At 42.7% G+C, this 14,622-nt stretch carries 16 protein-coding genes; 4 read left to right on the top strand and 12 right to left on the bottom strand.

From position 1 onward, the window contains the following. Window positions 1-4 precede the first annotated feature (4 nt). Window positions 5-175 carry an HU family DNA-binding protein gene (locus tag D0T57_RS16075; protein ID WP_368666902.1) on the top strand — a complete coding sequence of 57 codons (171 nt, stop codon included), beginning with the start codon at window positions 5-7 and terminating at the stop codon, window positions 173-175. Window positions 176-233: 58 nt separating this feature from the next. On the opposite strand, the gene D0T57_RS05030 is transcribed toward D0T57_RS16075, so the two are convergent. Next, a complete protein-coding gene (locus D0T57_RS05030; protein WP_163271512.1) occupies window positions 234-704 on the bottom strand; it encodes an energy transducer TonB in 471 nt (156 codons plus the stop codon). A gap of 826 nt (window positions 705-1,530) precedes the next feature. Here D0T57_RS05030 and D0T57_RS05025 point away from each other — a divergent pair. The 3 genes from D0T57_RS05025 (at window position 1,531) to uxuA (ending at window position 4,691) form a co-directional block, all read left to right on the top strand. Further along, window positions 1,531-2,607: a substrate-binding domain-containing protein gene (locus tag D0T57_RS05025; RefSeq protein WP_163271510.1), complete on the top strand. Its 1,077-nt coding sequence runs from the start codon at window positions 1,531-1,533 to the stop codon at window positions 2,605-2,607. Window positions 2,608-2,618: 11 nt separating this feature from the next. After that, window positions 2,619-3,434, top strand: coding sequence for an SDR family oxidoreductase (locus D0T57_RS05020; protein WP_163271508.1), 816 nt, complete (start codon window positions 2,619-2,621; stop codon window positions 3,432-3,434). 81 nt (window positions 3,435-3,515) lie between these two features. After that, window positions 3,516-4,691: a mannonate dehydratase gene (gene uxuA / locus D0T57_RS05015; protein ID WP_163271506.1), complete on the top strand. Its 1,176-nt coding sequence runs from the start codon at window positions 3,516-3,518 to the stop codon at window positions 4,689-4,691. Between the two features lie 319 nt (window positions 4,692-5,010). On the opposite strand, the gene D0T57_RS05010 is transcribed toward uxuA, so the two are convergent. The 11 genes from D0T57_RS05010 to metA all read right to left on the bottom strand — a co-directional run bounded on the left by D0T57_RS05010 (window position 5,011) and on the right by metA (window position 14,450). After that, a complete protein-coding gene (locus D0T57_RS05010; protein ID WP_163271504.1) occupies window positions 5,011-5,541 on the bottom strand; it encodes a GNAT family N-acetyltransferase in 531 nt (176 codons plus the stop codon). Continuing rightward, entirely contained in the window at window positions 5,510-6,250 is a 741-nt protein-coding gene (locus D0T57_RS05005) for a cell division ATP-binding protein FtsE (protein WP_163271502.1), read from the bottom strand. Before D0T57_RS05005 ends, D0T57_RS05010 begins: the two co-directional genes overlap by 32 nt. An 89-nt stretch (window positions 6,251-6,339) precedes the next feature. Next, window positions 6,340-6,936, bottom strand: a complete 597-nt coding sequence (gene hisIE, locus D0T57_RS05000) for a bifunctional phosphoribosyl-AMP cyclohydrolase/phosphoribosyl-ATP diphosphatase HisIE (RefSeq protein ID WP_163271500.1) — start codon at window positions 6,934-6,936, stop codon at window positions 6,340-6,342. Between the two features lie 34 nt (window positions 6,937-6,970). Beyond that, on the bottom strand, window positions 6,971-7,852 hold the full coding sequence (locus D0T57_RS04995) for a hypothetical protein (RefSeq protein WP_221412283.1): 882 nt from the start codon (window positions 7,850-7,852) through the stop codon (window positions 6,971-6,973). A gap of 53 nt (window positions 7,853-7,905) precedes the next feature. Next, window positions 7,906-8,658 (bottom strand): imidazole glycerol phosphate synthase subunit HisF, encoded by a 753-nt coding sequence (gene hisF, locus D0T57_RS04990; RefSeq protein WP_163271498.1) that lies wholly within the window; start codon window positions 8,656-8,658, stop codon window positions 7,906-7,908. A 361-nt stretch (window positions 8,659-9,019) separates the two neighbouring features. Further along, window positions 9,020-9,739, bottom strand: coding sequence for a 1-(5-phosphoribosyl)-5-[(5-phosphoribosylamino)methylideneamino]imidazole-4-carboxamide isomerase (gene hisA / locus D0T57_RS04985; RefSeq protein WP_163271496.1), 720 nt, complete (start codon window positions 9,737-9,739; stop codon window positions 9,020-9,022). Window positions 9,740-9,752: 13 nt separating this feature from the next. Beyond that, on the bottom strand, window positions 9,753-10,346 hold the full coding sequence (hisH, locus tag D0T57_RS04980) for an imidazole glycerol phosphate synthase subunit HisH (protein WP_163271494.1): 594 nt from the start codon (window positions 10,344-10,346) through the stop codon (window positions 9,753-9,755). 15 nt (window positions 10,347-10,361) lie between these two features. Continuing rightward, the gene (locus tag D0T57_RS04975; protein WP_163271492.1) at window positions 10,362-10,781 is read right to left on the bottom strand and encodes a VanZ family protein; all 420 of its coding nucleotides are present in this window, start codon (window positions 10,779-10,781) and stop codon (window positions 10,362-10,364) included. A 172-nt stretch (window positions 10,782-10,953) separates the two neighbouring features. After that, a complete protein-coding gene (locus tag D0T57_RS04970; protein WP_163271490.1) occupies window positions 10,954-12,789 on the bottom strand; it encodes a U32 family peptidase in 1,836 nt (611 codons plus the stop codon). Between the two features lie 30 nt (window positions 12,790-12,819). After that, entirely contained in the window at window positions 12,820-13,497 is a 678-nt protein-coding gene (locus D0T57_RS04965) for a suppressor of fused domain protein (RefSeq protein ID WP_163271488.1), read from the bottom strand. A 2-nt stretch (window positions 13,498-13,499) separates the two neighbouring features. Next, window positions 13,500-14,450, bottom strand: a complete 951-nt coding sequence (gene metA, locus D0T57_RS04960; RefSeq protein WP_163271486.1) for a homoserine O-succinyltransferase — start codon at window positions 14,448-14,450, stop codon at window positions 13,500-13,502. Window positions 14,451-14,622: the final 172 nt, after the last annotated feature.

Genomic DNA, 14,622 nt, shown 5'->3' with positions numbered 1-14,622 from the left:
AGTTATACAAAGTTCTTTAAAAGAAGGCGAACGAATTACCATACAAAATTTTGGAACGTTCCATGTTAAGGAATTTGGTGAAAGAAACGCTTGGAATCCGAAAGATGGGGTTCCAACAAAGGTACCGGCTAAGAGGGTAGTGAAGTTTAAATCTTCACTCAATAAGAAGGCATAGGTTCATGTTTTTTCCTTCTTATTAAAAAGTCAGAGGTTATTCACATTATGGGTGACCTCTACTTTTTATATGTATGTGGATTACATGTTCTTTCCGAACTGTAATCAGGCCATTCTTCTAAAGTAATGTTTGTATCCTTATAATTAAGCCTTTTAACAATATCATATTCTTTATTACCAAAATAAATACCGATTGTCTGATAAGCTGGAACAGGAAGTCCGCCGGTTATGAATGGTGCCCATGCAGGCATTTTTAGCACTAAACGTAACGCCTCCTTATCACAAACCTCAGAAAAGGATTTTAGTATATCTACTTTCTTCATATCAATGCTACCATTCTTTAAAGTTACGAATCTGATAACAACAATACCTTCAGTTTCACCACTCTTTACGTTTTTGGGGTATCTGATATTTTTATTAAAGAAAACAACCATAGCACTATCACCTCCGATAAAACAGGAGACTCTTTCGGAGTTATATATAAAAGGACGTTCACTTTTAATAGCATGGATACTTCTCAATTCTTCCAATAGGATTGTGTCTTTTTTCCTGACGGAATCCACTTGAAAAGGAATAATCTTTTTATCCGTTTGCGAGTAGATATACATTGAATGTAATATAAGTATGGCTAAAACGAGACATGCTCTCATGGATATATATTTTGATACTACATAAAGATAGAAAATTTAAGCGGATATTAAATGTATACTTATTTTGTACATTTTTATTATGTATATTTATATGAATAGGAAAATGCCGTAAAATATCATTGTAAAATATAAACTGCTGAAATCATCAATATTTTATGAATGTAATAACAAAAAAAACATATACTTTTGAGTAAATAAATGTATAGTATTTAACCCTTCATAAATACACTATTACGTACAGCACTTTAAGAATTAGGGGATATTTCAAGAAAAGAGAGTTTGTGTATAGCTGAATTTCAATAAATTATACGTAAGGGCTTAAAAAAGAAAAGGTTGTCATCCCGACAACCAATCTTCATTGTTAACCTTAAATCTAATACCATGAAAAACACAGTACAAAGATAGACGATATTTTTATGTTATACAACATACTTCTTTGTTTTTCTCTTAATTATTAGTCTTTTTTAACCATTTCTGCTGCTTTTCGTCAAAGAAATTAGCAAGTATTTTCCCATGAGTCTATATAAAAACTTTCGCTAAAATTTAAACTGGCTCTTGAATAATTAAATTATATAATATTAGCCTCCAAACTTATTGCATAATCAAATATTTGTAATATTTTTGTATTGAAAGATTGTGTGTGCGCACACACTTTTTAAAATGCACATTTTATTAAGCTCTATATGCTTGTCCCTATACAATACGCATGGAAAATAAAGCAAATATACGCATTGTCGATATTGCCCGGATGGCAGAAGTTTCGCCCGGCACAGTAGACCGTGTGTTACACAACAGAGGAAAAGTCTCTCCCGAGAAGCGAGCCAAAGTAGAAAAGGTTCTTAAGGAAATTAACTATGAACCCAATATGGTGGCTCGCGTATTAGCATCGAAAAAGAGTTACCGTTTTGCCGTAATATCGCCAACATTCACTCCAGGAAGCTATTGGGAATTAGCCTCTAATGGCATCGACCTCGCTACTGCCGAACTGAAAAAATTCCTTGTCAGTACCGAATACTTCCGTTTCAACCAATACGATCGCCGCTCATTCGACCGTGCTGTCATGGCCTTCAAAGAGAAGGAGTTCGACGGAGTACTTATCGCAACATTGTTTGGCGACCAGGTTGTCAGCTTGTCAAGAGAACTCGACCAAAAAGAAATCCCCTACATATATATCGACTCGGATATACCTGCCCAAGATGACCTTTCTTATTTCGGAGGCGATTCTTTCGCCAGTGGAACCATTGCGGCAAAGCTGTTAATTGGCGAAGTCGGTTTATCAGCCGATATATTCTTTGCCCATATCCGGTTCAGGTACAAGGATATATCTTTGCAAATGAAAACCCGTGAACAGGGATTTATGGATTACCTCGAAAAAAGCGGCTATACAGGGAACATACACCATATAGAAGTGAATCCCGACAATCCGGAGGCCTGCATATCGCTATTGGAAGATATTATCGATAAAAACCCGGCACTGATTGGCGGCATAGTATTAAACTCGCGTATATACGAACTCATACCTTTGCTCGATAAAATGAAAGAGCCTTACCGCAACCGGATCAAGTTGATAGGGCACGATGCTATCCCCCTCAATGTAGAAGCACTGAAGCAGGGACGTATATCTTTCTTGCTCTCACAACGCCCCGAACTACAAGGGTATGATGCTATAAAAGCCTTGGGCAATTATTTCCTGTTCAAGCAAACACCGCAGAAAGTCAACTATATGCCGATAGATATATTGATAAAAGAGAATGTCGATTTCTACAATAACTATAAACTATAACTAAAATTCTTATGACTGAAAACTTATTCCATGTAAAAGACAAAGTTGTACTGATTACCGGAGGCTATGGCATCTTAGGAGCAGATATGGCTCAGTACCTTGCAAAACAAGGTTGTAAAGTAGTAGTGCTCGGCAGAAACGAAGAAAAAGGAAATGAGCTTGTAGCTAAAATAAAAGCAACAGGCGGCGAAGCTATGTTCCTCGTTTGCGATGTGCTGAACAAAGAAATGCTGGAGCAAAACCGCGAAGATATTATAAAAGCCTATGGCAGAATCGACGTATTGATTAATGCTGCCGGAGGTAATATGCCGGGAGCCGCAATTGCGCCGGATAAGACAATATTCGACCTCGAAATAGATGCTTTCAGGAAAGTGGTAGACCTCAACCTCTTCGGAACCGTTATCCCTACAATGGTATTTGCCAAAGCGATGGTAGATGGTGGTGCCGGTAATATTATCAATATAGCATCAGAGTCGGCACTGCGCCCGCTTACACGTGTGGCAGGATATGGAGCCGCAAAAGCAGCCGTAACCAACTTCACCAAGTACATGGCCGGCGAACTAGCTCTTAAATTCGGAGAGAACTTCCGCGTGAATGCCCTTGCACCGGGATTCTTTATTACCACTCAGAATAAAGACCTGTTGCTAAATCCTGACGGGTCATATACCGACCGTTCGAAAACCATACTAGCTCATACTCCTTACAGGCGCTTTGGCAAAGCAGACGAATTGCTGGGCTCACTGCATTACCTGGTTGCCGATGCCTCCAAATTCGTATCGGGAACAGTCTTGGTTGTTGACGGAGGTTTCGACGCTTTTTCTATTTAAATCAGCAGGTTAGCAAATTCGATAATTATCTAATCGGAATTTGCTAATCGACACATTATCAAATATCCAAATAAGAATTTTATGATATTAAGCGAACAAACATGGCGCTGGTACGGGCCAAACGACCCGGTATCGTTAGCCGATATAAAGCAAGCCGGGGCAACCGGTATTGTCACAGCATTGCACCACATCAAGAATGGTGAAGTATGGACTGTGGAGGAAATACAAAAGCGTATAGACATGATAGAAGCTATAGGCTTGAAATGGTCTGTCGTAGAAAGTGTCCCTGTACACGAGTATATCAAGACCCAAGAGGGCGATTTCCATAAATACATCGAAAACTATAAAGAAAGTATCCGCAACCTTGCCAAATGTGGGGTTAAAGTGATAACTTACAACTTTATGCCTGTTCTCGATTGGACGCGTACCGACCTAGCTTATACTGTGGCCGACGGTTCGAAAGCATTGCGTTTCGAGCGTGCTGCATTTATGGCATTCGAACTCTTTATACTCAAACGCCCTGGGGCAGCAGAGACATATAGTGCCGAAGATATAGCCAAGGCTAAAGCTCGCTACGAGCAAATGACACAGGAAGACAAAGACCTGCTCGTACGCAATATGATAGCTGGGCTTCCGGGTGCGGAAGAAAGCTTCACGTTGGAAGAATTTCAGGTTCAACTCGACAGGTACAACGGTATAGATGCCGAAACGTTACGCAAAAACCTGATTTACTTCGTAAGCCAGATAGCACCTGTTGCCGACGAGGTAGGGGCGGTTCTTGCCATCCATCCCGACGACCCTCCTTATCCGATCCTCGGTTTGCCGCGTATTCTCAGCACCGAAGACGATTTCAACAAGCTGGTAGCTGCTGTGCCTAATATGTCGAACGGATTGTGCTTCTGTACAGGCTCGTTCGGAGTACGTGCCGACAACGACCTGCCTAACATGATCAAGCGTCTGGGCGACAGGGTGTATTTCGTCCACCTTCGCTCTACTCAGCGCGATGCAGAGGGCAACTTCTTCGAAGCCAACCATTTGGAGGGCGATGTGGATATGTACGGCGTGATGAAAGGCTTCCTCGAAGTGCAGCAAAAGCGCAATGTATCTATTCCTTTCCGTCCCGATCATGGTCACCAGATGCTCGACGATCTTCATAAGAAGACCAATCCGGGCTATTCGGGCATCGGGCGATTGCGTGGTTTGGCAGAGCTTCGCGGCTTGGAACTGGGTATTGCTAAAACGCTGTATTCTAAATAATAAAATGAAGAACGCTTTTCGGCCGTAATAGAAAAAGTAACAAAAGTAACAGGTTTTTACTGTTTTTGCATGTTACATTTTTCTTGTCGCAGCTTCGCTTTAAGCCTTCCCTAGGGGAGGTTGGAGGGGCTAAAAAGTAACAAAAGTAACACATCTACGATATTTTTATTTGTTACTTTTTGCCTCTCGGCTGAATAGTTTTATATATAGATAAACCATTCCTCTGTTTATGGCAGAAGGAATGGTTTTTTATTCAACATTAATGTGAGTTCGAAATAATAGCGTTTAGATATCAGTTAGTTATGCGTTTCCTTAATCCTTAAAATCCATATACATTACTATACAGGGTTTCCTTAATAGCAATGAAATCCTTTTCGATGTCTATATCGCCAAACGACATCAGTTTCATCGGTATGGCCCCCGTTTCTTCGTAATAAGGCGGTTGCTGGTAAAGTACATCTTCCCACAGCCGGAATCCCAGCCGTTGGTAAAAACCAATTCTTCGCTCAGATAATATCGTTGTAGGCAGTTCCACCTCCAATACTATCGGCTTAGTGATATTTTCCATAAAAAGCTTCATCACCCTGCCACCATAACCTCCGTTGCGAAACTCAGGCGAAATAGCGAAATGTTCGGCAAAGATGAACTCGCCCAAATCCCAATAGGTGAGGAATCCCAGCAATTCGCCGTCTTCTATAGCGACGATTATCTCGAACGGGGCATCGCCGCTATATAGTTCCAGCATCTTGTTCACCGGGCGGCGTTCGCTCAGCGGGAATGATTCTATATAAAGGTTTTCAACAAAAGAGACCCCATTACTATTCGCTGTATCGAGTTTCCTGATTTTCATGCTGTTCCTTCGGTTTGTTATGGTTGCTTAGTTTTATATCTTTAATATGTTCGTCTTCGCACTTTATTATCCTTCCGGGATATTTCTGCACAAGGGCATAGTTGTGTGTCGACATGATTACCGCCGTGCCCTCTTCCGATATCTTATGCAATAGTTCTACTATCTGGTTACCCGTTTCGGGGTCGAGGTTACCCGTAGGTTCGTCGGCCAGTATTATCTTTGGCGAATTGAGCAGGGCACGCGCTATCACTACCCGTTGCTGCTCGCCTCCCGAAAGCTCATATACCATCTTGTAGCCTTTGTTTTGCATCCCTACCTGCGCCAGCACTTCTTCTACACGCATATCCATCAGGTCTTTGTTTTTCCAGCCTGTAGCCCGCAATACAAAGCGCAGGTTGCCGCTCACGCTCCTGTCGGTCAGCAATTGGAAGTCTTGAAACACAATACCTACCTTGCGCCTGAGATGGGGAGTCTGTTTCCTGTCAAGGTTTTCGAGATGGTAGTCGAATATCTGCCCGTGCCCCTTTGTCAGTGGTATTTCGTGATAAAGGCTTTTCAGGAAAGTAGTTTTTCCCGATCCCACTTTACCTATCAGGTAGATAAATTCGCCTTGGTTTATGGTAATGTTAACACCGGAGAGGATTGTGTTACCCTCCCTGCTAAGTTCGACATTCTCGTAGTCTACGATAGTTTCTTTTCCCTCGCTCATAACTGTTTATTTACTTGCTTATTATACTAAGTAAACAGCTAGCGACAAATTTAGTTTGTAGTAGAGAACGGATTCTAATTTGCAACTAACTATTTTTTATGCCTTTTTTGCAATTCTACTGCTAAATCTTCGATGGTCAGCCCTTTCGATGTCAATAGCACAATGAGATGATAAAGCATGTCGGCCGCTTCGTAAACGAGGCGTTCGTCAGTACCGTTGCATGCTTCAATTACCGATTCCAGGGCTTCTTCACCAACTTTCTGCGCCATGCGGTTCACACCCGACTGAAACAGCGATGTGGTGTACGAACCTTCCGGCATTTCCTTGTACCGCTTTTCTATAAACTGTTGTAAATATTTAAGGAACAATATGTTCTCTTTATTCTCTTCTTCGAAGCAGGTATCTGCTCCCGTGTGGCAGACAGGGCCAACTGGATTCACTTTGACGAGCAGGGTGTCGTGGTCGCAGTCGTCTTTTATGCTCACCACATTGAGGAAGTTGCCGCTTTCTTCGCCCTTTGTCCATAGCCGCTCTTTGGTACGGCTGTAGAAGGTTACTTTGCCTGTTTCCTGTGTCTTTTTCAGGGCATCTTCATTCATGTAGCCCAGCATTAAGACCTTGTTTGTTTCATTGTCTTGTATGATGGCGGGTATTAGCCCGTTTACTTTTTCAAAATCCAGTTTCATTGTTGCCAAAACTATTTATTCTATTATTTTTATGTTAGTTACAGTCTACTTCTATAAAATCTGCCATATCATCATTATACTCACGGCAGGTTTTTTTTACCAAAACCATTTGGTTGCCTTCTACTTTGTATATTGCATTCATATGAATACGGCCTGCACAACACTGATTATGTTCGTGTATCAACTTTTTTTCTTTATCGAAAGACAGGGATGTTCCTGAAAAGCTACTCCGGAAAAAGCTGTCCGTTGCCGGGTCGTACAAGAAATAGATGCTCGATGTATTAGGGCCGGCATAACTAGCTTCGAAAACAGAGAAATCCATATATCCATCGAAGTTGTAATCATCTATTTCGATATTATCTATTCCCTCCAATTGGTATCCCAGATCAATTTTTTGAAACAATTTGCCTGTACTCTTTTTCAGTATTTTAAGTTCGGATGCAGATGAGTCTAAATCACCATCATCTTTAGATATTACCAACTTAAAGTATTTATCATCGAGGGAATTTTTTTGCAGAATCTCCCTTGTATCCCATTGATGCCTTTCTTCTGCATCGAGAGAGAATTGCCTGTTTAAGATAACGTTGAGTTTCTTACCGGTTTCTATATTTGTCCATATACCGCTCAGTTTTTGACCTTTATCGTCAAAGTTCTTGAAAAAGAAAACTGCTTTGTCGGTGTCATCATTATTTTTTTCGTAGAGCCTCAACTCCTTTTTTTTCAGATTTCCGTTTATCTCAATCGGAGTATTATACTTGGAATATGCATATATCGCTCTGGCATCGCCGTCGGAATATATAGTCGAGATTACCAATTCAACCGGGTGTTTATCTACATATCCGGTATAGACTGTTTGACCTGCTACGCTGAGCGACAGGCAAAAGATGGAGAATATGATGATACTTATTGTTTTCAAATCAAATAGTTATACTAGTTGTTAGTTTCAATAAAAGCTATATTATTCTTAATTTACCTCACATTTACATTCTCTCTTTTCAGATAATCTTTCAAGTCTTTTATCGCTATCTCCCCAAAATGGAAAACGCTGGCCGCCAGTGCAGCATCGGCTTTCCCCTGCGTAAATACATCGCGGAAATGTTCCATCTTGCCTGCTCCCCCCGATGCTATGATAGGTATGCTTAGCATCTCCGACAATTTGCAGAGAGCTTCGTTGGCATACCCCGTTTTCACACCATCGTGGTTCATACTGGTGAAAAGTATTTCGCCCGCACCGAGGTTTTCGGCCTCTTTTGCCCACCTAAACAGCTCTTTGTCTGTCTTGTTGCGCCCTCCGCTGGTATAGCAACTCCATACCCCGTTTTCAAAGTTAGCATCTATTGCGCAAACACAGACCTGCGAACCAAAGTTTTTAGCTATCTCTGTAATTATTTGCGGATTTCGTATAGCCGTAGAGTTTACCGATACCTTGTCGGCTCCCGCATTCAGCAAGCGGTCTACATCGGCCAGTTCGTTTATTCCCCCGCCTATGGTGAAAGGTATGTTTATGTTTGTCGCAATGCGCTTTACGAGTTCGGTAAACGTTTTACGTTCTTCGTGCGAAGCCGTAATGTCGAGGAATACAAGCTCGTCGGCTCCCTGCTGGCTATAGCGCACGCCCAGTTCTACCGGGTCGCCGGCTTCGCGCAGGTTGACAAAGTTTGTTCCTTTCACGGTTTTGCCGTCTTTTACATCGAGGCAGGGTATTATTCTTTTTGCAAGCATATCGTTTTTTAGTTAGCAGTCAACAATTAGATACAAGTAAACAAAATACACGACCAGAGCAAATGCATGAAATTTATTTGAACTCAATTCTGAGCTTTGTAGGGGCGAATTATCATTCGCCCGTAGATTTTTTCATGTGTTTGCTCCGGATACGAGACACAAGTTCATATTCTATCAGCAACCAACTCGTCTACTCGCCACCAGTATCTTGTATCTCTCCAAAAAGTAACACATGTAACACATTTTCTCCTGTTTTTTATTTGTCACTTTTTTCCAGACAATACGCTTATTATCTATATAGTAAAGATAAAGCTATAAGGATAAAGTAACAAATGGCTGTTACTTTTTTGTCCATTCTTTTTTAGTTCCCCCTGCTCAATTCTTCGAGGCTTATCCTGTTTTCGTAAATTGCCTTACCCAGAATAACAGCAGGAATGCCCGCCTGTTCCAGATCGAGAATATCCTGAAAACAGCTAACTCCTCCGCTGGCTATCAGGTAGAGGGTAGGGTAATGCTGTAATATTTCTTTATATAAGCCGACGGAAGGCCCTTGCAGCATACCGTCTTTGCTGATGTCGGTGCATACGACTTTCGATATACCTTCGGCAATATATTCGCCCAGAAAAGGGATGATGTCGACCGATGTAGCTTCTTGCCAGCCCGATACGGCTATCTTGCGGTCTTTGCAGTCGGCTCCCAATATGATTTTATCCGAGCCATATTTTTCTATCCAGCCCTCAAATAATTCCTTATCGCGTATGGCAATGCTTCCGCCAGTAACCATAGATGCTCCTGCATCGAAGGCTTTTTGCACATCTTCGTCGCTTTGTACACCACCGCCAAAGTCGATGACGAGATTGGTATTCCTTGCTATTTTTTCCAGTACCCCGATGTTTACTATATGCCGCGCCTTTGCCCCGTCGAGGTCTACCAGATGCAGGCGGCGTATGCCTGCCCCTTCAAACATGCGGGCTACTTCGAGCGGGTCTTCGTTGTAAACCTTTTTTTCGTTGTAGTCGCCTTGCGAAAGGCGTACGCACTTGCCGTCTATTATGTCTATTGCGGGTATTATTTCTATCATTTGGGATCTGTTGTCAGCAGTTTTCTATAAAATTCTTCAATATACGTTCGCCTATATCCCCACTTTTTTCGGGGTGGAACTGTGTGGCGTAGAAATTGTCTTTATGCAATGCCGCGCTGAAAGGTTGTATATAGTTTGTTGTGGCAGCAGTGTGCTCGCACAGAGCTACATAGTAGCTATGGACGAAGTAAACAAACTGGTTTTCGAGCCGGCTGTCGAACAATGGAGTTTTCACCTCATAAATATTGTTCCAACCCATATGCGGCACTTTTTCTTCGTGCTTTTGCGCGATAAAGCGTTTTACCTCTGTAGGGAAGATGCCCAGACAGCCGGCGTTGCCTTCTTCCGAATGTGTACACATCAACTGCATACCCAGACAGATGCCCAGTACAGGCTGCGTGAGGTTGGGTATCACCTTGTCCAATCCTGTACTTTGCAGGTATTTCATTGTAGAACTGGCTTCGCCCACGCCGGGGAAAATCACTTTGTCGGCTTTCTGTATCAGTTCTTTGTCGCCGGTAACGAGGGCTTCGATGCCCAACCGCTTGAAAGCGTGTTCGACCGAAAAGATGTTGCCTGCGTTGTATTTTATTATTACAATGTTCATAGCCTGTTTTATTTTTTATGCGTAATGCTCTTCCACATGCCTGCGCAGCAGGAAACGCCTGAACCAGAGCGAAAATGGCAGCGATGCCAGCGAACCTAATGCATCGGCAAGAAAATCGTACCAGTCGCCGCTTCTTTCTGCAAAATAGTTGTGTTGCAATATCTCTATCAGTCCGCCATAGAGTATAGGTATCAATATGGCGAATACTATGAGTTTGAGTATGATTATTTTCCCATTCTTATCGTAAATGTAATTGATAGAAGCTACTGCCGACAACCCGAAATACATAAGGAAATGTACAACCTTATCGGTAGGGATGGGAAATTCGAATGCTACACTTGGCACATCGTCAGTCGGTATCAGGCAGCACAAATAGAATATAATGAGGGCTACTATGGCAGGAGGCCAGGTGTATTTTATTATTTTTTTCAGCATAGGTTTTCTTACTATGTATAAATTGTGTCCTTTGTGATACTCTTTTATGCTCTTAGTGGTTTAATTTATTTTTACCACAAAGGACACAAAGTTTTACGCAAAGTTCACAAAAGTTATATCTCTGTTTTGTTAAAATTAAAATCCAAAGATAAAGAAAATATCAATATGTATATTAATTATCGGAAGAATCGCAATATACTTTCATTTCACACTGCTTGCAATCGAACGAAAGTTTTAATTTTGTATTATTATATGTCAAAAAGAAAGGTTCTTTGTATGCGTGTTTTTCCCGTCCTTCTTTGGGACACCAGCCCAGCGATTGCTTGATGCAGTGGCGTGTGAACATCAATGGCACATCTTTTTGTGCTTCGGCTTCGAATGCAGGTTCTATCACTTCAGCCTGATGTTGGCGGTAAAACTCCCTGCTTTTTTCGTTCATTACATTTCCCAGATAAGAAATCTTTTCTTTGGGGAAAGGGTGAGAGGTTTGTTTAAATGCAACCTGTTCCTGCCTGTAATTTATCTTCCGCAGCGAGAGGAGCTTGTCGGTCAGTTGCCGCCGCCATTCCGAGAGCAGCGATGCGGGTACGAACCAACTCTGGCTAAAGTTTATATCTACCTTTTCGATGAAAAAGATAGTATTTCCTGTCTTGCTGAGGTTACTTTTTATATTTTCCGCCTGGTCTTTCTGTGCAGGTTGTTTTTTGTGTTCGAAGTTGAGGATGGCATAATTGCCGTCTTCGTCTTCTGTTTCGAGGGAGAAGCCAAAAGGTATCTCTTTGAGGAGGATTGTGGCCGCTATTTTCCTGTCGGCCGATTTTTTCGATAATATTTTATTGAACTCATGGTCGTAGTTGCGATATACCATTGTTCCTTTCTTTACATTGGGGATGGTGGCGGGATAGATGCGGTCGCCTTCCACGCGGTTGACATGTATGCCTTCGAGTTCGCGCTTGTAGTTGAAGAAACACAGCCCGTCGCCGTTGTGTATATCGTCACCGTTGTGCAGGCTGATAAATCTGGTGGTTACTTCCGCTACTTTGCCGATCGGTTCGCCTATCGACTTTGGCGAATCTATCGACCAGATATTTTTCGCCCTGCCATTCAGAAAATAGTTGGTAAACCCCCGGTTGAAGCTTTTGGCTGGGTCGGGCGTAAAGCTATAGGTTGCTTTTCCCGACGATGAAGGTACATATTCGTGACGTCTTTCAAAGATGGCGTCCAGTTTCTTACGGTAATAGGCTACCGTATTTTTTACATACGAAACGTCTTTTAGCCGTCCTTCTATTTTCAGCGACGAAACGCCTGCATCGAGCAATGCTTCGAGATGCTCCGACTGGTTGAGGTCTTTCATCGACAGGAAATGCCTGTCTTTCTGTATCTCCGCGCCATTGGCATCGGTCAGCGTATAGGGCAGGCGGCAATATTGGGCACACGCGCCTTTGTTGGCACTACGTCCCGAAAGGGCTTGGCTGATATAGCATTGCCCGCTGTACGACACGCACAATGCCCCGTGTACGAATACTTCGAGCGGAACGGATACTTGTGCCGATATTTCGCTTATCTCGTCCAATGTGAGTTCGCGAGCCAACACTATCTGCTTGAATCCTGCTTCTTCGAGGAAGCGGGCTTTTTCTACGCTGCGGTTGTCGGTCTGTGTGCTTGCATGCAGGGGTATCGGCGGCAGGTTGAGGCGGGTGATGCCCATATCCTGCACGATGAGGGCGTCTGCGTGGGCATGGTTGTATAAGTCCCAAATGAGGGCTTCCGCAGCTTGCAATTCCTTGTCGTTGAGTATTGTATTGAGGGCTACATATACTTTTGCGCCAAACAGGTGGGCATACTCGGCCAATGCTTTTATATCGTCGAGCGTATTGCCTGCTGCTGCCCTTGCACTAAACCGGGGCGCACCTATGTATATGGCATCGGCACCGTGATTGATGGCTTCGATACCGCACTCCAGATTTTTGGCGGGAGCAAGAAGTTCTATTTTTCGGGCTTTGAGCAAGGGTGTTTTTAATTAGTCGATCTTTACTTTTTACTTCTCTACGGCTCCAAACTTCTCCACGAAATTCTGGCGACTGATATCCAAAATATCCGGGTATTCATTTCCCAGCAGGCGGAACAGGGCACTTATCCCTTTTTCGCTTCTATATGCCACTTCTTCCTTGTATAGAGGAATCATTTGGAAAAACCTTAGAGGCTTACCGTCGGGTAGTGTGCATATACAAGCCTCTTTTCCCGATGTGATAGGTATATCGAACAATAGGCTCGAAAAATCTGTGTTCTCGGCAAATGTTTCTTTAGCAGTATAAATATAGCCGTATCCCAGCCATGTATCGTATTTTATGGGGTATCTGGTCATCTGCCTTATCCAACGTAGAGGCCAGTAATATTCTTCCTCGTAAGCCTTTATGTCCCATGTTGGTGGCAACTTTATCAGCAGTTCGGCTCGTGCTAAGGTTTCGTCTCCTATATTTTCGGGTACGTTCATCTTGTGGGCACCCATGCCTACGGTCAGCAATGTGTAGTAATTCTTCTCTTCGGTTGGTTCTACTACATATACGTCTACATGGATGTCGGGGGAGACGTTTTCGTGAAAAATGTGTCCTATTTTCCCGAAATGCTTTTTGATATGATTTTCCACGCAGTCGAGCTGTTCTTGCGTATATAGCTCGGGGGTAAAATCGCTTTGTTTGATGATCTGGGTTTCCATTTTTACTTGTTGTTTACAGGCATTATATCCTTTAAATTCTTTATCTGGGTTTTATCGAATGGTGTTTCCTGATAGACAAAATAGTTGAGCCAATTGTTGAACAAGAGATTGCCGTGTCCCGACCAGCGTACGATGGGGGCATTGGCCGGATTGTCGTTTTTGTAATAGTTGGCAGGTACTTTTATAGGCAGCCCTTTTTCCTGGTCGCGCACATACTCGTTGTGCAGGGTGTAAGGCGCGTATTCGGAATGCCCAGTGAAGTAAAATTCGCGTCCACCGCGCGAAGCGATTATACCCACGCCCGAATCGTCCGATTCGGATAATATCCTCAGTTCGCCGTTACGCAAAATATCTTCGCGCGAGACGGTCGTATGTCGGCTGTGAGGCACGTAAAATTCATCGTCGAATCCGCGAAACAAGGGGAATTTCTTATCGTGTACCGTATGCTTGAATACCCCGAACATCTTTTCGGGTAATACTTGTTTGTTTACGCCGAAGAAGTGGTAAAGTGCAGCTTGTGCCGCCCAACAGATATATAGGGTAGAGGTGACGTGGGTGCGTGCCCAGTCGAAAATAGAAGATACTTCGGGCCAGTAGCTTACATCCTTGTAGTCGTATAGTTCGACAGGTGCGCCGGTGATTATCATTCCGTCGTAGAAATCGTCCTTTACTTCGCTGAAATTTTTGTAGAACATAGTCAGGTGTTCCTCCGAAGTGTTTTTCGACGTGTGTGTTTCCAGTTTCAGGAAATCTACTTCCACTTGCAGGGGATTGTTCGACAAGAGCCTGATAAGATCTGTCTCGGTAGTTATCTTTATTGGCATCAGGTTGAGTATCAGAACACGCAAGGGTCTGATATCTTGCTCTTTTGCCCTCAAGTCATTCATTACAAAGATATTCTCTTTTTTCAGAATCTCTATTGCAGGAAGATTGTTCGGAATATTTACCGGCATGCGTCTGTTTAGTTTTCTATTAGGATACAAAGGTACGAAAAGAAAATAAAAAACCCGAAACGAGAGAGATAATTAGATGTTGGTTATAACCATTCATCGAAACATTGATAAAGACGTGTTTGTATATCGTTTCCATCTAAAAAAACAGAACTTTTTTCGTTCATTTTTAGCT

Source organism: Dysgonomonas sp. 511, assembly GCF_010501105.1.
Taxonomy (GTDB): domain Bacteria; phylum Bacteroidota; class Bacteroidia; order Bacteroidales; family Dysgonomonadaceae; genus Dysgonomonas.
This window is presented reverse-complemented; position numbering and strand designations above follow the sequence as displayed.